General features: G+C 57.1%; 17 protein-coding genes. 10 read left to right on the plus strand and 7 right to left on the minus strand.

The features are described 5' to 3' along the window. Positions 1-10: 10 nt before the first annotated feature. The 6 genes from purF to hisP all read left to right on the plus strand — a co-directional run bounded on the left by purF (position 11) and on the right by hisP (position 5,620). A complete protein-coding gene (purF, locus tag EPYR_RS06300; protein ID WP_012667565.1) occupies positions 11-1,528 on the plus strand; it encodes an amidophosphoribosyltransferase in 1,518 nt (505 codons plus the stop codon). A gap of 70 nt (positions 1,529-1,598) precedes the next feature. After that, on the plus strand, positions 1,599-2,174 hold the full coding sequence (locus tag EPYR_RS06305; protein ID WP_012667566.1) for a UbiX family flavin prenyltransferase: 576 nt from the start codon (positions 1,599-1,601) through the stop codon (positions 2,172-2,174). 265 nt (positions 2,175-2,439) lie between these two features. Further along, positions 2,440-3,222, plus strand: coding sequence for a lysine/arginine/ornithine ABC transporter substrate-binding protein ArgT (argT, locus tag EPYR_RS06310; protein WP_012667567.1), 783 nt, complete (start codon positions 2,440-2,442; stop codon positions 3,220-3,222). A 217-nt stretch (positions 3,223-3,439) separates the two neighbouring features. Continuing rightward, positions 3,440-4,126: a histidine ABC transporter permease HisQ gene (locus tag EPYR_RS06315; RefSeq protein WP_012667568.1), complete on the plus strand. Its 687-nt coding sequence runs from the start codon at positions 3,440-3,442 to the stop codon at positions 4,124-4,126. Next, positions 4,123-4,839: an ABC transporter permease gene (locus tag EPYR_RS06320; RefSeq protein WP_012667569.1), complete on the plus strand. Its 717-nt coding sequence runs from the start codon at positions 4,123-4,125 to the stop codon at positions 4,837-4,839. The genes EPYR_RS06315 and EPYR_RS06320 overlap by 4 nt, the downstream gene beginning before the upstream one ends. A 7-nt stretch (positions 4,840-4,846) precedes the next feature. Further along, positions 4,847-5,620: a histidine ABC transporter ATP-binding protein HisP gene (gene hisP, locus EPYR_RS06325; RefSeq protein WP_012667570.1), complete on the plus strand. Its 774-nt coding sequence runs from the start codon at positions 4,847-4,849 to the stop codon at positions 5,618-5,620. A gap of 95 nt (positions 5,621-5,715) precedes the next feature. On the opposite strand, the gene EPYR_RS06330 is transcribed toward hisP, so the two are convergent. Beyond that, positions 5,716-6,609 (minus strand): TIGR01777 family oxidoreductase, encoded by an 894-nt coding sequence (locus EPYR_RS06330; RefSeq protein ID WP_012667571.1) that lies wholly within the window; start codon positions 6,607-6,609, stop codon positions 5,716-5,718. 519 nt (positions 6,610-7,128) lie between these two features. Between EPYR_RS06330 and yfcD the strand changes: the two genes are divergently transcribed. Further along, positions 7,129-7,659 (plus strand): NUDIX hydrolase YfcD, encoded by a 531-nt coding sequence (gene yfcD / locus EPYR_RS06340; protein WP_012667574.1) that lies wholly within the window; start codon positions 7,129-7,131, stop codon positions 7,657-7,659. Between the two features lie 62 nt (positions 7,660-7,721). On the opposite strand, the gene EPYR_RS06345 is transcribed toward yfcD, so the two are convergent. The 4 genes from EPYR_RS06345 to EPYR_RS06360 are packed head-to-tail and all read right to left on the minus strand — an operon-like array spanning position 7,722 to position 12,234. Continuing rightward, on the minus strand, positions 7,722-8,549 hold the full coding sequence (locus tag EPYR_RS06345; RefSeq protein ID WP_012667575.1) for an ABC transporter permease: 828 nt from the start codon (positions 8,547-8,549) through the stop codon (positions 7,722-7,724). Between the two features lie 10 nt (positions 8,550-8,559). Then, on the minus strand, positions 8,560-9,828 hold the full coding sequence (locus tag EPYR_RS06350) for an ABC transporter permease (RefSeq protein WP_012667576.1): 1,269 nt from the start codon (positions 9,826-9,828) through the stop codon (positions 8,560-8,562). A 60-nt stretch (positions 9,829-9,888) separates the two neighbouring features. Next, positions 9,889-10,914 (minus strand): ABC transporter substrate-binding protein, encoded by a 1,026-nt coding sequence (locus EPYR_RS06355; protein WP_012667577.1) that lies wholly within the window; start codon positions 10,912-10,914, stop codon positions 9,889-9,891. A gap of 57 nt (positions 10,915-10,971) precedes the next feature. Then, positions 10,972-12,234 carry a 4-aminobutyrate--2-oxoglutarate transaminase gene (locus EPYR_RS06360; protein WP_012667578.1) on the minus strand — a complete coding sequence of 421 codons (1,263 nt, stop codon included), beginning with the start codon at positions 12,232-12,234 and terminating at the stop codon, positions 10,972-10,974. Positions 12,235-12,418: 184 nt separating this feature from the next. Between EPYR_RS06360 and pdxR the strand changes: the two genes are divergently transcribed. Further along, a complete protein-coding gene (pdxR, locus tag EPYR_RS06365) occupies positions 12,419-13,900 on the plus strand; it encodes a MocR-like pyridoxine biosynthesis transcription factor PdxR (protein WP_012667579.1) in 1,482 nt (493 codons plus the stop codon). Positions 13,901-14,169: 269 nt separating this feature from the next. Then, positions 14,170-15,255: an ABC transporter ATP-binding protein gene (locus tag EPYR_RS06370; RefSeq protein ID WP_012667581.1), complete on the plus strand. Its 1,086-nt coding sequence runs from the start codon at positions 14,170-14,172 to the stop codon at positions 15,253-15,255. Positions 15,256-15,347: 92 nt separating this feature from the next. Here the strand turns inward: EPYR_RS06370 and pta are convergent, their stop codons facing one another. Then, positions 15,348-17,492, minus strand: a complete 2,145-nt coding sequence (gene pta / locus EPYR_RS06375; RefSeq protein ID WP_014538742.1) for a phosphate acetyltransferase — start codon at positions 17,490-17,492, stop codon at positions 15,348-15,350. A 206-nt stretch (positions 17,493-17,698) separates the two neighbouring features. Next, complete coding sequence (gene ackA / locus EPYR_RS06380; protein ID WP_012667583.1) at positions 17,699-18,901, minus strand: acetate kinase; 1,203 nt, start codon at positions 18,899-18,901, stop codon at positions 17,699-17,701. A gap of 322 nt (positions 18,902-19,223) precedes the next feature. On the opposite strand from ackA, the gene yfbV reads away from it, so the two are divergent. Then, positions 19,224-19,676, plus strand: a complete 453-nt coding sequence (yfbV, locus tag EPYR_RS06390; RefSeq protein ID WP_012667584.1) for a terminus macrodomain insulation protein YfbV — start codon at positions 19,224-19,226, stop codon at positions 19,674-19,676. The last annotated feature ends 70 nt before the right edge of the window (positions 19,677-19,746 follow it).

A 19,746-nucleotide genomic window follows, 5' to 3' on the forward strand; every position in this document is an offset into this window, starting at 1 on the left:
AAATATCAATATGTGCGGTATTGTCGGGATCGCCGGTTTTATGCCGGTCAACCAGTCGATTTATGACGCGTTAACAGTGCTTCAGCACCGTGGGCAGGATGCCGCAGGCATCGTTACCATTGATGCATTGAATTGCTTCCGTCTGCGTAAAGCAAACGGCCTGGTCAGCGATGTATTTGAAGCCCGCCATATGCAGCGTATGCAGGGTAATATGGGCATTGGCCATGTGCGCTACCCGACGGCTGGCAGCTCCAGCGCTTCTGAAGCTCAGCCCTTCTATGTGAACTCACCGTACGGTATTACCCTTGCCCACAACGGCAACCTGACAAACGCCCACGAGCTGCGTAAAGCGCTATTCGAAAGCGGCCGTCGTCATGTCAATACCACGTCGGATTCTGAAATTCTGCTCAATATCTTTGCGCAGGAAGTAGACCGCTTCCAACAATACCCGCTGGAAGCAGACAATATTTTCGCTGCTATTGCTGCGGTGCATCAGAAGGTACGCGGGGCTTACGCCTGCGTAGCGATGATTATCGGTCACGGGCTGGTGGCTTTCCGCGATCCTAACGGCATCCGCCCGCTGGTTATCGGCAAACGCCCGATGGCCGATGGCCGCATCGAATATATGGTGGCCTCGGAAAGCGTGGCGCTGGACACGTTGGGCTTTGAGTTTCTGCGTGATGTGGCGCCGGGTGAAGCGGTGTACGTGACGGAAAAAGGCCAGCTGTTTACCCGTCAGTGCGCGGACAACCCGAAGTACAATCCGTGCCTGTTCGAGTATGTTTACTTCGCGCGTCCGGATTCGTTCCTCGACAAGATTTCCGTCTACAGCGCCCGCGTGCGCATGGGCACCAAGCTCGGTGCCAAAATCGCCCGTGAATGGGAAGATCTCGACATCGACGTGGTGATCCCTATCCCTGAAACCTCCTGTGATATCGCGCTGGAGATGGCGCGCATTCTGGATAAGCCTTACCGTCAGGGCTTTGTGAAAAACCGCTACGTCGGCCGGACTTTTATTATGCCCGGCCAGCATCTGCGCCGCAGCGCGGTTCGCCGCAAACTGAACGCCAACCGTGCCGAGTTCCGTGGTAAAAACGTGCTGCTGGTGGATGACTCCATCGTGCGCGGCACCACCTCTGAGCAGATCATTGAGATGGCGCGCGAAGCGGGGGCGAAAAAGGTTTATCTGGCTTCAGCCGCGCCGGAAATTCGCTTCCCGAACGTCTATGGCATTGACATGCCGAGCGCAACGGAGCTGATTGCACACGGGCGCGAAGTTGAAGAGATCCGCCAGCTGATCGGTGCCGACGCGCTGATTTTCCAGGATCTCAGCGACCTTATCGAAGCCGTGCGCGAAGAGAACCCGGATATCTCGCAGTTTGAGTGTTCCGTTTTCGACGGTATCTACGTCACCAAAGATGTCGATCAGCAGTATCTTGAGTATCTGCAATCCTTGCGTAATGATGATGCTAAAGCGATGCAGCGTCAGAATGAGGTAGAAAACCTGGAAATGCATAACGAAGGCTAAGCGCTTTGGGGTGTAAGCAGGTAACATGGGCTGGAAGCGATTCCGGCCCATTTTTTATTAAGGATAGAGTATGAAACGACTCATTATTGGCATCTCTGGCGCCAGTGGGGTGATTTATGGCATACGCGCGCTGCAAATTTTGCAGCAGGTCAGCGATATCGAGACGCATCTGATCATGAGCCAGGCGGCGCGTCAGACGCTGGCGCTGGAGAGCGATTACTCGGTACGTGACGTACAGGCAATGGCTGACGTGGTGCACGACGCGCGCGACATCGCGGCCAGCATCTCCTCCGGCTCCTTTGACACTGACGGCTTGGCTATTCTGCCCTGTTCAATGAAAACCCTGTCCGGCATTGTCCATAGCTACAGCGACGGGCTGCTGACGCGCGCCGCCGACGTGGTACTGAAAGAGCGTCGCCGACTGGTGCTGTGCGTGCGTGAAACCCCGCTACATCTGGGTCACTTACGCATGATGACCACGGCAGCGGAGCTGGGTGCGATTGTCATGCCGCCGGTGCCGGCGTTTTATCATCGTCCGCAAAACGTGATGGAAATTGTCGACCAGACGGTGAACCGCGTGCTCGATCAGTTCGATATTCAACTGGATAATGACCTTTTTACGCGTTGGCAAGGTGCAAAACCCTGACCGGCTGCGCTAAAACGGTGCAAATCCAGAAGCTGAACCGCTTTCTGTGCATGGTGTGCACCAGCCTGAAACATTGCCACTCATCTGCAGCAAAAACCTGCTATAAGTTTCTCAGCACACCGCGTATACACAGCGCCGGGTGAAACGCATTTTAAATATAGAGGGATGCCGCATAAAGTGGCACGAAACCTGCAAATTAAACGGTGTCAGTCACCGCGCAAAGACATCACGCACAGCATAAAAATTTAATCTTAAAGGGGTTTCTATGAAAAAGCAGGTTCTGGCTCTTTCCCTGTTAATGGCCATCACTGCGGCAGGCAGCGCTTTTGCCGCTGGCCCAAAAACGCTGCGCATCGGTACCGATCCGACATACGCTCCGTTTGAAATGAAAAATGCTCAGGGGCAGCTAACGGGCTTTGATATCGATCTGGCCAACGAAATTTGTCAACGCATGGAGACGAAATGCACTTTCGTTGAAAGCGATTTCGACGCGCTGATCCCTTCGCTGAAAGCAAAGAAGGTTGATGCCATTATCTCCTCCCTGTCCATTACCGCTAAACGCCAGCAGGAGATCGCCTTCTCTGAAAAGTTGTATGCGGCGAACTCCCGCCTGATTGCGCCCAAAGGCTCTAAAATTGAGCCAACGCTGGCTTCGCTGAAAGGCAAAACTATCGGGCTGTTGCAGGGCACCACTCAGGAAACTTACGCTAACCAAAACTGGCGGCCAAAAGGCGTCACCGTTACGCCATATGCCAACCAGGATTTGGTGTACCAGGATCTGACCGCTGGTCGCATCGACGCGGCATTCCAGGATGAAGTCGCTGCCAGCGAAGGTTTCCTCAAGCAGCCAGCCGGCAAAGACTATGCGTTTGCCGGCCCGGCGGTGAAAGATGAGAACATCTTTGGCGTGGGCACCGGTATTGGCCTGAGCAAAGATAACCCTGAACTGAAGTCGGCCATCGATAAAGCGTTTGATGAAATGCGCAAAGATGGCACCTACGCGAAGTTAGCGAAAAAATACTTCGACTTTGATGTGTACGGCGGTTAATGAAACCTGTCTGCGGGCCTCACCGTTTACTCCGGTGAGGCTGATGCCTGGTAGTCACGATTTCTGTACCCATCATCACTCATCTTGCCGCCATGCCGCTTGCAGCTGACAACATTCTCATGCGATATAAACGCGTGGTTTCGGCTGTGAAAGCGCAAGAGCCGGGCCATTGCCAGGCAAGGTGAGGGATGACGGGTATAACGACAGGATATTGCCCATGCTGTATGGCTACTCTGAAGTGATTTTTAAAGGCGCGCTGGTGACGCTGGAGCTGGCGCTCAGCTCGGTGGTGTTTGCCGTCATACTTGGATTGATTGGCGCCGGAGCCAGGCTGTCTAACCGCCGTCCGCTGGCGGTGATTTCTGAAGTCTACACCACGCTGATCCGTGGCGTTCCTGACCTGGTACTGATGCTGCTGATTTTCTACGGTTTACAGATTGCGCTTAACCAGGTGACCGATTTCTTCGGTTTCGCCCAGTTTGATATCGACCCGATGGTGGCCGGCATTATCACCCTTGGTTTTATCTATGGGGCCTACTTTACTGAAACCTTTCGTGGTGCCTGGATGGCGGTGCCGAAAGGGCAGGTCGAAGCGGCCACCGCCTTTGGTTTCACCCGCTCCCAGACTTTTCGCCGTATTCTGTTTCCGGCCATGATGCGCTTTGCGCTACCGGGGATCGGTAATAACTGGCAGGTGATCCTGAAAGCCACGGCGCTGGTATCGCTGCTGGGTCTGGAAGATGTGGTCAAGGCCACCCAGCTGGCCGGGAAATCCACCTGGCAACCGTTCTGGTTTGCGATTGTGGCGGGAATTATCTATCTGATATTTACCACGCTCTCCAATGGCGTGCTGTGGTGGCTGGAACGCCGTTACACGGTGGGTGTGAAAAGGGCTGACTTATGATGGAGATTATTCAGGAATACTGGAAGGCCCTGCTGTGGACCGACGGTTACCGCTTTTCTGGCGTGGCGATCACCCTGTGGCTGCTGGTGGTTTCCGTGGTGCTGGGCGGCTGTATGGCGCTGCTGCTGTCGATAGCGCGCGTCTCGCCCCACAAAGCGGTGCGTTTCCCGGTATGGCTGTTCACTTACGTATTTCGCGGTACGCCGCTTTACGTGCAGCTGTTGGTGTTCTATTCCGGTATGTATACGCTGGAAGTGGTCAAAGGTACGGAGCTGCTTAACGCCTTTTTCCGCAGCGGCCTGAACTGTACGCTGCTGGCGCTGACGCTGAATACCTGTGCTTATACCACCGAAGTTTTTGCCGGTGCCATTCGTGCCGTACCGCACGGTGAGATTGAAGCGGCGCGCGCCTACGGCTTTTCGACATTTAAGCTGTATCGCTGCATTATCATGCCTTCGGCGCTGCGTACCGCACTGCCCGCCTACAGCAATGAAGTGATCCTTATGCTGCACTCCACGGCGCTGGCGTTTACCGCCACGGTGCCGGATCTGCTTAAGGTCGCCCGTGATATTAACTCAGCCACCTATCAGCCTTTTATTGCTTTTGGCATTGCCGCCGTGCTGTATTTGATTATTTCTTATGTGCTGATTAGCCTGTTTCGTAAAGCGGAAAAACGCTGGCTGGCGCACGTTAAACCTTCATCGTCACATTGAGTACACTATGGCTGAAAAAAAATTAAGCGTGACTGAACTGCACAAACGTTATGGTGAGCATGAGGTGCTGAAAGGGGTTTCGCTACAGGCAAACGCCGGGGACGTGATCAGCATTATTGGCTCGTCCGGCTCAGGTAAAAGTACCTTCCTGCGCTGCATTAACTTTCTTGAAAAACCGAGCGAAGGCACGATTTCGGTTAACAACGAGTACATCAAGCTGGTGCGAGATACCGACGGGCAGCTGAAAGTCTCCGACAAAGAGCAGTTACGCATGCTGCGTACCCGCCTCACCATGGTATTCCAGCATTTTAATCTGTGGAGCCATATGACGGTGCTGGATAACGTCATGGAAGCGCCGGTGCAGGTGCTGGGGCTGAGCAAAGCCCAGGCGCGTGAGCGGGCCATCCACTATCTGGACAAAGTCGGCATTGACCAGCGGGCGCAAGGTAAATATCCGATGCATCTGTCAGGCGGTCAGCAGCAGCGCGTCTCCATTGCCCGTGCGCTGGCGATGGAGCCGGAGGTACTGCTGTTTGATGAGCCGACGTCGGCGCTTGACCCGGAGCTGGTCGGCGAGGTGTTGCGTATTATGCAGAAGCTGGCAGAAGAGGGGAAAACGATGGTGGTGGTCACGCATGAAATGGAGTTTGCCCGCCATGTTTCCAGCCATGTGATTTTCCTGCATCAGGGCAAAATTGAAGAGGAAGGGCCGCCGGAAGCGCTGTTCAGCCAGCCAAAAAGCGCGCGCCTGCAGCAGTTTCTCTCGGGGGCATTGAAGTAGTCGGGGCGTGGCGCGGATTAAGCCAGGATGGCCGGGCAAAGGGGCGCATCATTGCCCCCTTGCTGTTGTCTGAACGGTTCCTTTCCGGGGGGGACTTACACCACGTCCTGCAGTGCTTTTTCCAGATCGTACCAGCGGAAAGCGAAGCCGGATGCTTCCAGCCGTTGGGGGATCACATGCTGTCCACCCAGTACCAGCACCGCAGACTCGCCCATCATCAGCTTAATCGCCATTGCCGGGGTGCGCATAAATGCAGGGCGATGCATGCCATGACCGAGGGCGGCGGCAAACTGTTCGTTGCGCACCGCGTAAGGAGCCACGAGGTTAAACGGACCGTGCAGCTCAGGTTTATCCAGCAGCCACAAAATGCCGCTAATGGCATCTTCCAGATGGATCCACGGCATATACTGCTTGCCGCTGCCCAGCGGCCCCCCGATGCCCAGCTTAAACGGCAGTTTCATTTGCGCCAGCGCCCCACCCTCTTTACTCAGCACCACGCCGGTACGGATCAGGCAAACGCGGGTCTGCTCACTCTGCGCCTGCTGTGCCAGCTGTTCCCAGCGCGCGCAGAGCTGATGAGTAAATTCATCATGCCCGGGATCGTCCTCGGTAAGAACCTGGTCACCGCTGTTACCATAGTAGCCGGTGGCAGAACCGGAAATCAGCAGCGCAGGAGGGCGACTGGTGGCCTTAATCAACGCGACCAGACGTTCGGTTATCTGCCAGCGGCTTTCGCACAGCAGGCGCTTTCGCTCGTCGCTCCAGCGTTTGGCGGCAATCGGCTCCCCGGCCAGGTTAATCACCGCATCAACGCCATTCAGATCCTGCTGCTGCTCAAGCCTGGACCACAGCTTAACCTGCTCACCCAGTTTGCTGCGGGCAGAGGCGACGTCGCGGGTGACCACGCTGACCTGATGGCCCAGCTGCAGCAGGCGGGCAGTTAATGGGCGGCCAATCAGTCCGGTGCCGCCGGTAATCAGAATATGCATGTGTTTATCCTTTCAGAAAAGTCAGTAGCGCATCTGCCCTTTATCATAGGTGAAGTTGGCGAAATTGCGTGTGAAGTTCTGCACGGAGATCGAGGTTGTGAATTGCGCGCCGCGCACGCAACCGGGATTGCCTTGATGGGAAAAATCGGTAAACAGGAAGCTCCTGATGCGAGAACGCCAGAGGACGCACCGATGTGTTAACCCCCGCTTGTTTTGTGGTCAGATGCCCACTTTTTCAGCCCTTATGTGATGTCGGTATAGGTTGTTCTGAATGAAAAGTGACGGCCTTTTACCGTGAAATGCGTGGATCTGGCGAGTGCGGATCACCAGCTGCAGGCCTGCGCGGAGGTGTCGCTGACGCGCCGCGTGCCGACGCTGGCTGGCTGACCACGGATAGCGCACAAATTGGAGATTGCTTCATACGCGGTTACACATTAATTTAGTGCGGCTCGCGCTATCAAGCGCGAAGACGAATGATTTAACTTTGCGCCAGGCGCCAGAACAAAAAAAGGGTTACGGATGGTGGAGCAAGATCAGGGCACGGAGTGGGTGGATATCGTTAACGAAGATAACGAGGTGATTGCACAATCCAGCCGTGCACAGATGCGGGCGCAGTGTTTGCGCCATCGCGCAACCTACATCGTGGTTCACGACGGCATGGGTAAGATTCTGGTACAGCGACGTACTGAAAACAAAGACTTTATGCCGGGCATGCTGGATGCCACGGCGGGTGGGGTGGTACAGAGCGGCGAAGAGATGCTGGCATCGGCGCGGCGTGAGGCGGAAGAAGAACTGGGCATTGCCGCAGTGCCGTTTGCCGGGCATGGCCAGTTTTACTATGAAGATGCGCACTGCCGGGTATGGGGCGGGTTATTCAGCTGCGTGTCTCACGGCCCGTTTGCGATGCAGGAAGAAGAGGTGGATGAAATTTTCTGGATGACGCCGGAAGAGATCACCGCCCGCTGCGATGAGTTTACCGCAGACTCGTTGAAGGCGCTGTCGCTGTGGCTGACGCGCAACAACGAGTCCGGGCGCGCCGCCCAGCAGTAACTATCGGCGATGGTGCCACCAGCGCGCACCATCGCTTTTAACCCGCTTACCCGGTGACGGGTTCAGTGTGCCGGAGCGGACTGGCGCATTTTCTCACCACGGCGGCGCAACATCTCCATGACGATCAGCAGGATCAGCGAAGCGCCGATCATCAGGCTGGCTGCGGCGGCAATGGTGGGGTCAAGGTTTTCACGGATACCGGCAAACATCTGGATCGGCAGCGTGCGCTGGCTTGGGCTGGCGAGAAACAGCGTCACTACCACCTCGTCAAATGATGCCGCAAAGGCAAACAGCGCGCCGGAAAACACCCCCGGAGCAATCAGCGGCAGCGTCACCTTACGAAATACCCGCAGCGGTGAAGCCCCGAGGCTGGCAGCGGCGCGTGACAGATTAGTATCGTAGCTTTTTAACACCGCCACCACGGTGATCACCACAAAGGGCACGCCGAGCAGCGCGTGTGCCAGCACCAGACCAAGATAGCTGTTAAGCAGTGAAAGCCTGGCGAAAAAAAAGAACATGCCAACGGCAATAATCACCACCGGGGCGACCATCGGCGAGATGATAATCGCCATTACTACCCCTTTGCCCCTGAATTCACCGCGCACCAGCCCCATCGCCGCCAGCACCCCGAGCGCCGTTGCCAGCAGGGTAGCCAGCGGCGCAATCAGCAGGCTGTTACCCAGCGCGCCCAGCCACTCCTGCGAATGGAAGAAGGTTCGATACCAGCGCAGCGAGAAGCCGCTAAGCGGGTAGCTGAGAAACGAGCTGGCGTTAAACGACAGCGGCACGATGGTCAGTACGGGGACAATCAGAAACAGTAACACCGCCGCCGCATAGAAGTTAAACAGGCCTTTCCACAGGCGCAGGATCAGAGTGCCTTGTTGTCGCATCAGAATCTCCTTAATGGGCTGCCGCTTCGGCAGAGGTACGGGTCACGCGTACGTAGACGATATAGAGCAGCAGGACGATAACCAGCAGCTGGCTACCCAGCGCCGCAGCCATCCCCCAGTTCATCGTGCTGTTAGTAAAGAAGGCGACGAAGTAGCTCACCATCTGGTCGTCCGGCCCGCCCAGCAGGGCAGGGGTGACGTAGTAGCCGATCGCCATCATAAACACCAGCAGCGCACCGGCGGCGATGCCGGTATAGGTTTGCGGCACGTAGACGCGCCAGAAAGCGACAAACGGATGTGCGCCGAGCGAGACGGCGGCGCGTACGTAGGCGGGCGAGATGCCTTTCATCACCGCATAAAGCGGCAGTACGATAAACGGCAGCAAAATATGGGTCATGGAGATAAACACGCCGATGCGGTTAAATACCATCGTCAGGGGATGGTCGATAATGCCGGTGGCCATCAGGGCGCGATTGATCAGGCCGCCGGACTGCAACAGCACAATCCAGCTGGCGGTACGCACGATAAGGGAAGTCCAGAACGGCAGCAGCACGAGGATCATCAACAGATTAGCGCGGTTAGCGGGCTGCTTTGCCAGCCACCAGGCCAGCGGGTAGCCGATGCCGACACACAGCAACGTCACCACCGTTGCCATCCACAGCGTGCGCAGCAGCACATTGACATACAGCGCCTGGTCAGCTGGCAGCGGCCGTTCGACGCCGGTTTTTGCGTCCACTTTTCGGTCAAACACCGACAGCAGATAGTAGCTGGTCACCGGGTTAGCCACGCGTTTCAGGGTTTGCCAGGTGCTCAGTTCGCCCCATAACGGCTGTCTGGCGACCAGAGCCGCTTTCACCCCGCTGCCGGAGGCGGGCACCAGCCGTGGAGCGGTCATAATCAGGCGGCGGTAGCTGGCGTCTTCGTAGCTCAGACGTTTGGCGATGATCGCCAGGCGGCCGTCTTTACGCGCGGCGATAAGCTCTTCCCCAAGGACCGCGAACAGCGCCTCGTCCGGCAGGGTTTTTCCCGACCACTGTTGCAGCGCGGCACTGGTCTGCGGCAGGTTGTCATGCAGTTGCGGATTATCGACGCTTTTACTCAGAATGGAGATGATGGGAAACAGAAAACAGACCACCACGAAAACCAGCAGCGGCGCAATCAGCAGCAGGGAGCGCCGGGTTTTTAGCCCATCGGCCTGGCGCAGGCGCTGATGGAGGTCGGGCAACGCCGCCCCGTCAGTCGGGGGGACAGAGGGGGCCATCACGAGGTTTTGACTCATAGCTGCTTCCTTATAGGTTTGATGGCCGCTGTCACCCGGCCGGGGCTACCCTGATGGCTTTTACCTGGCGGCCCACGCATTGAAACGCTGCTCCAGATCCTCGCCGTGTTCCAGCCAGAAGCTGCTGTTGACCTGCAACGAGACGGCGAGGTTTTCCGGCGCGGTGGGCAGCTTGCTCAGCCGCTGTGGGGTGAGCAGTGGGTTGGTATTGATATTGGTCGGGCCATAGGGGATATTTTCGGCATACACTTTCTGGTTTTCCGCCCGATTGCTGAAGGCAATAAACTGTTCCGCCAGCGCCTTATGTTTTGAGCCTTTGACGATCGCCCAGTTGTCGAGATCATAAAGCGCACCGTCCCAGACAATGTTGAAGTTATGGCCCTCGTCCTGTGCGGCGCCAATGCGGCCGTTATAAGCCGAACTCATCACCACATCACCAGATACCAGCCACTGCAGCGGCTGTGCGCCCGATTCCCACCACTGAATATGGGGCTTCAGCTGGTCGAGTTTTTTAAACGCGCGTTCCACCCCGGCAGGGGTAGCCAGCACGCGGTAAACCTCTTCGCGTTTTACGCCGTCGGCCAGCAGCGCAATTTCCAGCGTGTATTTCGCGCTTTTGCGCAGTGCGCGCTTGCCGGGAAACGTGTTGACATCCCAGAAATCGGCCCAGCTTTTCGGGCCGGTTTTCAGCCTGCTGGCGTCATAAGTCAGGGCGGTGAACCAGACGAATATCCCGGCACCGCACTCGCTGACCGCAGCGGGCATAAAATCGGCTTTATTACCCAGCTTGCCCCAGTCCAGCGTTTCCAGCAGCCCCTCTTCGCAGCCGCGTTGCAGCTCGGGGGTTTCCATCTCCACCAGGTCCCAGCCGACCTGGCCGGTTTCCACCATCGCACGCAAACGCGCCATTTCACCGTTGTATTCGCCCGCTTCAATACTGCCTTTACCTGCTGCCGTAAACGGCTTGTAGAACGCTTTCTCCTGGGCGGCTTTATTGGTGCCGCCAAAGGAGACCACCGTCAGGCTCTCGGCCTGTGCCTGTAGCGCAAACATGGCGATAGTCATTGCTGCCAGTTTCTTAACCATACTCACCTTCTGATTGTTTTATATTTATCGATGCAGTTTTCGTGTTACCCGATGGTTTCAGTCGCGCAACAGTGAACCGAGCAGATTAAGGGCCGCTTTGAACTGTGCATCGGGGATGGTTAGGGGGTAGAGGAAGCGAATAACGTTGCCGTGCACGCCGCAGGTCAGCAGAATTAACCCCTGCTCCAGCGCACGCTGCTGGATGCCGCGTGCAATGGCGGCAGAGGGCTTGCCGCTGAGTGGGTCGTTAAACTCGGCCGCCACCATTGAACCGCGCGCGCGCACTTCCGCCAGCGCCGGGCAGCCGCTGGTATTCAGGGTTTCTACCAGCTCCGCGCCGAGGCGTAAGGCACGGGCGCACAGCTGCTCATCTTCAATCACTTCCAGCACCGCCAGCGCGGCGGCGATCGCCAGCGGGTTACCGGCGTAGGTGCCCCCCAGCCCGCCAGGCTCCGGCGCATCCATCAGTTCGGCGCGGCCGCTTACCGCAGAAATCGGCAGGCCACCGCCGAGGCTTTTCGCCATCGTCATCAGGTCAGGTTGGGCATCCGGGTAGTATTCGCTGGCAAACAGCTTTCCACTGCGCGCAAAGCCGGTCTGGATCTCGTCGGCGATCATCAGGATACCGTGCTGGTCACACAGTTTGCGCAGCGCGCTGACGAAGGCTTCAGGCGCAATATTAAAGCCGCCTTCGCCCTGAATCGGCTCATAGATGATGGCGGCAACCTGCTGCGGACTGATATCGCATTTGAACAGGGTTTCCAGGCTCTGCAGCGCATCTTCCACGCTGTAACCATGCAACGCATTTGGGTATCGGGCGTGAAACACCGATGCGGGAAACGGACCAAAACCGGTTTTGTACGGCGTCACTTTGCCGGTCAGGCTCAGCGTCAACAGCGTGCGGCCGTGGAAGGCTCCGCTAAAGGCGATTACGCCCGGGCGACCGGTGGCGGCGCGGGCGATTTTCACCGCGTTTTCCACCGCTTCAGCGCCGCTGGAGAAAAAGGTGGTTTTACACGGCCCGGCGATGGGAACCCGCTGGTTAAGCTGTTCGGCGAGACGGATGTAATTCTCGTAGGGGATCACCTGGTAAGCGGTATGGGTAAAGCACGCCAGCTGGGCGCTGACCGCTGCCATCACTTTCGGGTGGCGGTGGCCGGTGTTGAGCACGGCTATGCCGGCGGTAAAGTCGGTGTACTCGCGTCCCTGCTGATCCCACAGCGTGGCGTTTTCCGCTTTGGCAGCGTAGAAATCGCACATTACGCCCACGCCTCGTGGGGTGGCATTCAGGCGGCGTTTTTCTGTTTCACGGTTGTTCATGGTTTATCCCTTAGCAAAATTTGACGCGGGCTTTCCCCGTGGTGACTTCAGGCCGCTTCTGTGTGCCGTTGTCATGCTATCTGAGACGGGTATTAACGCCACGCACGCCGGGTACTTCTTGCTTTTTAGCCTTTTCAGGGTTTTATAATCCAGAGCCAGTTTTTAAAATTTCAAGGAACCAATTTTGCTAACCTTACTCGGTGACCTGCTGGCGCACCGCCTGGCGCGGAACCTTAACGGTACGCTGGGCAAGCGTTTGTATGATGCATTGCAGTGCGCCATTCAGGATGGCTCCATCGCCACCGGCAGCCGCCTGCCCGCCTCACGCGATCTGGCCAAAGACCTGTCGGTATCGCGCAATACGGTACTGACCGCCTACGAGCAGCTGCAGTCGGAGGGCTATCTGCAAACCCGTGCCGGCAGTGGCACCTACGTCTGTGATTCGTTACCGGAAAGCGCGCCTGAAGTGGATAACCCGCCGCCAGCCGCCGGGCGGACGTATAACTTTGTGCGCTTCTCCAGCCGGGGGGCGCGCCTGCTGGCACGTAGTGGGGCGGGGCGGCACCAGTGGGGCGCATTTATGCCCGGCGTACCGGACGTTAGCCATATGCCGCATGATATCTGGCGCAAAATTCGTCTGCGCATCAGCCGCCGCATGCCGGAGGAGGCGCTGAGCTACTCCGGCCACGGCGGATGCCTGCCACTGCAGCAGGCGCTGGCGGACTATCTGCGGGTGATCCGCTCGGTTAACTGTACGCCGGAGCAGATCCTGATCACCGCCGGAACCCATCAGTCGCTGGATCTGCTGGCGAAAATGCTCTGCGATCCCGGTGACCGGGCGTGGATTGAGGAACCGGGCTACTGGGGCATCCGCAACGTGCTGGCGGTTAACGGCATTGAGCTGCTGCCGACCGAGGTGGACGAACAGGGCATGATGCTGCCCGCCTTGAGCGGTGAGGCGCGGCCGCCGCGTCTGATTTGCGTTACGCCTTCGCATCAGTACCCGCTGGGTTCAGTGATGAGCCTGCAACGCCGTCATCAGCTGCTGGCGCTGGCAAAAAGCATTGGCAGCTGGGTGGTGGAGGATGACTACGACGGCGAGTTTCGCTTTGCCGAAACGCCGATCCCGGCGTTGCAGGGGCTGGCACCCGATGCCCCGGTGATTTATCTCGGGACTTTCAGCAAAACCCTTTACCCCGGCCTGCGACTGAGCTACATGGTGGTGCCTAAGCCGCTGGCGGCACGGATGAAAATGGCCCATTCTGAGCTGTACCGGGGCGGTAACGGTCTGGAGCAGCTGACGCTGGCCGAGTTTATTCGAGAAGGGCATTACGCCGCGCACGTACGGCGCATGCGCCAGTTGTACAGCCGCCGTCGCGCCGCGTTGGTGCGCGTTATCCGGGAAAATCTGGGGGAAAGCTTTATTGCCCGGCAGAGTAACGCCGGGCTGCATCTGATCCTCGCGCTGCCGGATAACATCGATGACGTGGCGCTCAGCGCCGAGCTGGAACAGAATGGCGTACTGACGCGCCCGCTGTCGGCTTATTACCTGCTGGGCGCCACGCGGCGCGGGCTGCTGCTGGGCTATGCCTGCGTGGATGAGCAGCAGATGGCGGAGAAGTTCGCCCCGATCCTCGCCTGCCTGGCGCGCCGCCTGCAAAACTGATTGCACCGTGCTGGTGCAGGCCGTTCAACTGGCCTGATTGCGCACGGTTTTCTGTGATGTATTTTGGTGCAAGATTAAAAAGGCGATATAAAACAATAGCCTGCCAGGTTCTTCTTTCAGGCTTTTTTTTATTGATTTCGCAAATTCTGCTTGTCGGAACGAAATTTGTTGTGGTAGAGCTAAAAAGAGCCTCCCGACAGATGCGCCCGGTTTCAGTGATGCACAAAGCGCGCCCGGGATGATGTTTCCCCGTTTGACGAGAGAATGCGATGAGACAACTGGTGAGTTTTAGACATATCAAAAAGAGCTACGACGGCGAAAAGCTGGTGGTGCGCAATCTGAACCTGGACGTGCAGGAGGGGGAGTTTCTCACCCTTTTGGGGCCTTCCGGGTCGGGGAAAACCACCAGCCTGATGATGCTGGCCGGTTTTGAAACCCCGACCGATGGCGAAATTTTTCTGCGCGATAAGCCGCTGCATACCCTGCCACCGCACCAGCGCGATATCGGCATGGTTTTCCAGAATTACGCGCTGTTTCCCCATATGACGGTGGCGGAAAACCTGGCGTTTCCCCTGTCTGTCCGCAAGATGAGCAAGTGCGATATCAAACAGCGCGTGGCGCGTATTCTTGACATGATCAAGCTGACCTCGCTGGCCGATCGCTACCCGGCGCAGATGTCCGGTGGCCAACAGCAGCGCGTGGCGCTGGCGCGAGCGCTGGTGTTTGAACCGAAGCTGGTGCTGATGGATGAACCCCTGGGGGCGCTGGATAAGCAGCTGCGTGAACATATGCAGCTGGAGATTAAACAGCTGCATGAGCTGCTCGGGCTGACCATTGTCTATGTCACCCACGATCAGAGCGAAGCGATGACCATGTCGGACCGGGTGGCGGTATTCAACGACGGCATGATCCAGCAGATAGACAGCCCGGGCAAGCTCTATGAGCAGCCAGCCAATGCCTTTGTCGCGCAGTTTATCGGCGAAAATAACAGCCTGCTGGCCACGCAAATTTCTGCCAATGGCGACTATTATCGCATGCGGCTGGACGACGGCAGCGAGCTGGATGCGCTGAAGGTGCGGCCAGGTTCGCCGGGTAAAAAAATGCAGCTCAGCATCCGCCCGGAACGGATTAACGTCAATGCGCCACAGCCGGGCGATGGGCAGCTTAAAGCGCGCATTCAGCAGTTTATCTACCTGGGCGATCATGTGCGTATGCTGACCGAGGTGGCGGGGCAGGGCAACTTTATGGTCAAGCTGTCACCGGACAAAATGGACGGCCGCTGGCGGGCGGGCAGTGAAGTGATGCTGTCGTGGCAGCCGCAGCATTTGCGGGCGCTGGATGTGGTGCTGCAATAGATAAAAAAACGAGCCTTGAAGCAGGCCCGCTCCGCTGTGGGGGGAATAACCCGATGCGGTGCGGGCGATGCATGTGCATCGCCCGTTATGGCTTAAGCTTCAGCCTGTTTCGACTGAATGGCCGTCAGCGCAATGGTATAGACGATATCGTCTACCAGCGCCCCACGCGACAGGTCATTAACCGGCTTGCGCATCCCCTGTAGCATTGGCCCGATGGAGATCAGATCGGCAGAGCGCTGTACCGCTTTGTAGGTGGTATTACCGGTGTTCAGGTCCGGGAAGATAAAGACGGTAGCACGGCCCGCGACCGGTGAATCTGGCGCTTTTGATTTCGCCACGTCGGCCATGATCGCGGCGTCGTATTGCAACGGCCCATCTATCACCAGATCGGGACGTTTTTCCTGGGCGATACGCGTAGCTTCACGCACTTTTTCCACGTCGCTACCGGCTCCCGAGTTACCGGTGGAGTAGGAGATCATCGCCACGCGCGGCTCGATACCAAACGCCAGCGCTGAATCCGCAGACTGGATAGCGATCTCTGCCAGCTGCTCCGGGTTGGGATCCGGATTGATGGCGCAGTCACCGTACACCAGCACCTGCTCCGGCAGCAGCATAAAGAACACTGAGGAGACCAGCGAACTGTTTGGTGCGGTTTTAATCAGCTGCAACGGCGGGCGAATGGTGTTCGCGGTGGTGTGTACCGCCCCGGAAACCAGACCATCCACTTCGCCGCGCTCCAGCATCATGGTGCCGAGCATCACGTTATCTTCCAGCTGCTCCTGCGCCACCACTTCGGTCATGCCTTTGCTCTTACGCAGCTCAACCAGACGCGCCACGTAGTTTTCGCGTGCGCTGGCCGGGTCAACAATCTCAATGCCCGCGCCCAGTTCGACACCCTGAGCCGCCGCAACGCGTTGAATTTCTTCCGGGTTGCCCAGCAGGACACAAGTAGCGATGCCGCGCTCGGCGCAGATGGCCGCCGCTTTGACGGTGCGCGGTTCATCACCTTCCGGCAGCACGATACGCTTGCCAGCAGCACGCGCCAGTTCGGTCAGCTGATAGCGGAACGCCGGTGGCGACAGACGACGGCTGCGCCCGGAGGTGGCGGTCAGGGACTCGATCCACTCGGCATCAATATGGCTGGCCACGTACTCCTGCACGCGTTCGATACGCTGGGTATCATCGCTCGGGACTTCCAGGTTGAAGCTTTGCAGGCTCAGTGACGTCTGCCAGGTGTTGGTATCAACCCGGAATACCGGCAGGCCGGTCTGGAAGGCGCGTTCGCACAGCTTCTGAATCGGTGCATCGATGGCGTAACCGCCGGTCAGCAGGATGGCGCCAATTTCTACCCCGTTCATCGCGGCCAGGCAGGCGGCGACCAGCACGTCCGGGCGGTCTGCGGAGGTCACCAGCAGGGAGCCAGGACGGAAATGCTCCAGCATGTTTGGCAGGCTGCGCGCGCAGAACGTCACCGATTTCACGCGGCGGGTAGCGATATCCCCCTCGTTAATCACGCTGGCGTTCAAATGACGGCACATATCGATAGCGCGTGTGGCGATCAGCTCAAAGCTCCAGGGTATGCAGCCCAGCACCGGCAGCGGGCTGTTAGCGAACAGCTGTTTTGCATCGATATGCGCCACGCTGGCTTTGCTGGAGTCATCAAAGATCTCAGACAAATCAGGGCGGGTACGGCCCTGATCGTCGACCGGAGCATTGAGCTTATTGATGATGACGCCAGTAATGCTTTTGTTTTTGCTGCCGCCAAAGCTGGCCTGGGTTAGCTCAATGCGCTCTTTCAGCTGATCCGCCGAGTCATTGCCCAGTGCCGTTACGAAAACGATTTCAGCGTTCAGCGTTTTGGCAATTTCATAGTTCAGCGCAGAGGCGAACTGGTGCTTACGCGTGGGAACCAGACCTTCCACCAATACCACTTCAGCCTCTTTGGTATTTTCATGGTAGCTGGCGATGATCTCTTCCATCAGCACGTCCTGCTGGTTGGAACCCAGCAGGGACTCAACGCGGCTCATCGCCAGCGGTGCAGCAGCCGGAATGTTGGCGTGCTGGCGAACGATGGTCGTGGTCTGATCCGGGCTGTCACCGCCAGAACGTGGCTGGGCGATGGGCTTGAAGACGCTTAGCCGCACGCCTTTGTGTTCCATGGCACGAATAACGCCGAGGCTGACGCTGGTCAGGCCGACGCTGGTGCCGGTTGGGATCAACATAATAGTTCGGGACAAGGTAATTCCTCCTGTGACCTGGCCATAAACACCGCGCTGTATTCCCCCGATCCTACAACCCGGGGACGCCCTGAGTCTGTCAGCAGCGCAGTCGGTCAGTGATGGTTGAAGCCGTTATCGCTTTTTCCTACCTGAGTGATATTGGCCAGATAAAACGTGGTGTCTGCAACAGCTCCGTCAGCCAGAGCTGACGGAGACAAAAGTGATTATGCGGTAAGACGGCTGGCGTCCTGAGCGATAACCAACTCTTCATTGGTTGGCAGCACCAGCACCGGGCGGCTGCCTTCTTTGTTGATGAAGCCTGACTTGCCGAAACGGGCGGCGAGGTTACGCTGCTGGTCGACCTCAATCCCGAGCAGAGCCAGTTTGTTCAGCGTCAGCTCACGCACCAGAGAGGAGTTTTCCCCAATGCCGCCGGTGAAAATTACCGCATCCAGACGACCATCCATCAGGGCGCTGTAGGAACCGATATATTTAGCCAGACGGTGACAGTAAACGTCCATCGCACGTTTGGCGTCGGCTTTGCTTTCGTAGTTATCTTCAACGTAACGGCAGTCGCTGGTGACTTCGGTCAAACCCAGCAGGCCCGACTCTTTGGTCAGCAACGTGTTAATTGCGTCTACGCTCATGCCCAGCGTGTCGTGCAGGAAGAACACGATGGCCGGGTCAATGTCACCGCTGCGGGTGCCCATGACCAGACCTTCAAGCGGGGTCAGACCCATTGAGGTGTCAACGCATTCGCCGTTACGGATGGCCGAAACGGAACCGCCGTTGCCCAGGTGGCAGGTGATGACGTTCAGTTCAGACACGGGTTTGTTAAGCGCTTTAGCCGCTTCCTGGGTCACGTAGTAATGGCTGGTGCCGTGAGCGCCGTAGCGACGCACGCCGTGCTCTTTATACAGTTTGTAAGGCAGGGCGTAGAGATAAGACGCTTTCGGCATGGTCTGATGGAAAGCGGTGTCGAAAACGGCGACATTCTTATCTGACAGGTGAGGGAAGCTTTTCAGCGCCTCATCAATACCGATCAGGTGCGCCGGGTTGTGCAGCGGAGCAAAAGAAGAAGCGTCTTTGATACCCTGGATGACCGACTCATCGATGATCACGGACTGGGTCAGTTTTTCGCCACCGTGAACAATACGATGACCGATGGCAGCAATTTGTGCCGACAGTTCTGGTTTTTGTGCCAGAATAGTTTTAACCATGAAGTTCAGCGCTTCGCTGTGTGCAGCGCCGGCACCCAGAGCCGCTTCTTGTTTAGCGCCATCCTGTTTCCATTTGATACGGGCTTCCGGCAGGTGGAAGCATTCTGCTAAACCCGACAGATATTCATCGCCATTTGCCGGATCGATGATGGCAAATTTCAGGGAAGAACTACCGCAGTTCAGAACCAGTACTAACTTACTCGACATGGAAGGTCCTATATGTTTAATTTGGCGAAAAAAGTCAATCCGACTATCAGCGTTACGCATGAAAGCTGGTACATTAATGTTGGACATCTGGCTTTTGAAAGTGTTGTCCGAAAGCAAAAAATTTTGGAGTTATGATGGTCTGCATTCTGTCGCTGTGCGCGTTTTTACCGTGGCCTCGGCAGCATCGCTCCCGATCCAGGGCAATAAATGCGCACAGGATAACCAGAGTCACTCGCAAAAACAAAATATTTTGATTTCTTTAAGGTAAAGTTGGTGCGTTGTGTGTTTCTTTTAAAATTTATCTCTGAAGTTGAGGTTTGCCATGGCTAATGAATCCGGCTCCGTCGGTTGGTTCAAATTGTTCCAGCATGGGCAGCACTATATGAAGACATGGCCTGTTGATAAACGTCTTGCGCCGATGTTTCCTGAAAACAGAGTAGCGCGCGCAACGCGTTTTGCTACCCGCTTTATGCCGCCGCTGGCCGTTTTTTGCCTGAGCTGGCAAATTGCCCTTGGTGGGCAGCTCGGCCCTGCTGTCGCCACTGCCCTGTTCGCCTGTAGCCTGCCGATGCAAGGGCTGTGGTGGCTGGGTAAGCGCTCGGTAACGCCGTTACCGCCAGGTTTGCTGGGCTGGTTCCATGATGTGCGCCAAAAGTTGCAGGCGGCAGGCCAGGCGCTTGCCCCGCTCGAAGGTAAACCCACCTATCAGTCACTGGCAGATGTCCTCAGGCGCGCATTTAAGCAGCTGGATAAAACCTTCCTTGACGATCTTTAAACACGATGCGGAGTTGCCTCGCTAACCCGCCTTGTGCGCATCATATGCGCTATTAACAAAACCTAAGAAG

The sequence above is a fragment of the Erwinia pyrifoliae DSM 12163 genome, assembly GCF_000026985.1.
In the GTDB taxonomy this organism is placed as follows: Bacteria; Pseudomonadota; Gammaproteobacteria; order Enterobacterales; family Enterobacteriaceae; genus Erwinia; species Erwinia pyrifoliae.

What these genes read in the sequence shown, in the direction of transcription:
- EPYR_RS06355 (WP_012667577.1), bottom strand. Translation starts at nt 10,914, where the DNA reads ATGGTTAAGAAACTGGCAGCAATGACTATCGCCATGTTTGCGCTACAG.
- EPYR_RS06370 (WP_012667581.1), top strand. Translation starts at nt 14,170, where the DNA reads ATGAGACAACTGGTGAGTTTTAGACATATCAAAAAGAGCTACGACGGC.
- EPYR_RS06350 (WP_012667576.1), bottom strand. Translation starts at nt 9,828, where the DNA reads ATGAGTCAAAACCTCGTGATGGCCCCCTCTGTCCCCCCGACTGACGGG.
- argT (WP_012667567.1), top strand. Translation starts at nt 2,440, where the DNA reads ATGAAAAAGCAGGTTCTGGCTCTTTCCCTGTTAATGGCCATCACTGCG.
- EPYR_RS06305 (WP_012667566.1), top strand. Translation starts at nt 1,599, where the DNA reads ATGAAACGACTCATTATTGGCATCTCTGGCGCCAGTGGGGTGATTTAT.
- EPYR_RS06315 (WP_012667568.1), top strand. Translation starts at nt 3,440, where the DNA reads ATGCTGTATGGCTACTCTGAAGTGATTTTTAAAGGCGCGCTGGTGACG.
- EPYR_RS06320 (WP_012667569.1), top strand. Translation starts at nt 4,123, where the DNA reads ATGATGGAGATTATTCAGGAATACTGGAAGGCCCTGCTGTGGACCGAC.
- EPYR_RS06360 (WP_012667578.1), bottom strand. Translation starts at nt 12,234, where the DNA reads ATGAACAACCGTGAAACAGAAAAACGCCGCCTGAATGCCACCCCACGA.
- ackA (WP_012667583.1), bottom strand. Translation starts at nt 18,901, where the DNA reads ATGTCGAGTAAGTTAGTACTGGTTCTGAACTGCGGTAGTTCTTCCCTG.
- purF (WP_012667565.1), top strand. Translation starts at nt 11, where the DNA reads ATGTGCGGTATTGTCGGGATCGCCGGTTTTATGCCGGTCAACCAGTCG.
- EPYR_RS06345 (WP_012667575.1), bottom strand. Translation starts at nt 8,549, where the DNA reads ATGCGACAACAAGGCACTCTGATCCTGCGCCTGTGGAAAGGCCTGTTT.
- hisP (WP_012667570.1), top strand. Translation starts at nt 4,847, where the DNA reads ATGGCTGAAAAAAAATTAAGCGTGACTGAACTGCACAAACGTTATGGT.
- yfbV (WP_012667584.1), top strand. Translation starts at nt 19,224, where the DNA reads ATGGCTAATGAATCCGGCTCCGTCGGTTGGTTCAAATTGTTCCAGCAT.
- EPYR_RS06330 (WP_012667571.1), bottom strand. Translation starts at nt 6,609, where the DNA reads ATGCATATTCTGATTACCGGCGGCACCGGACTGATTGGCCGCCCATTA.
- yfcD (WP_012667574.1), top strand. Translation starts at nt 7,129, where the DNA reads ATGGTGGAGCAAGATCAGGGCACGGAGTGGGTGGATATCGTTAACGAA.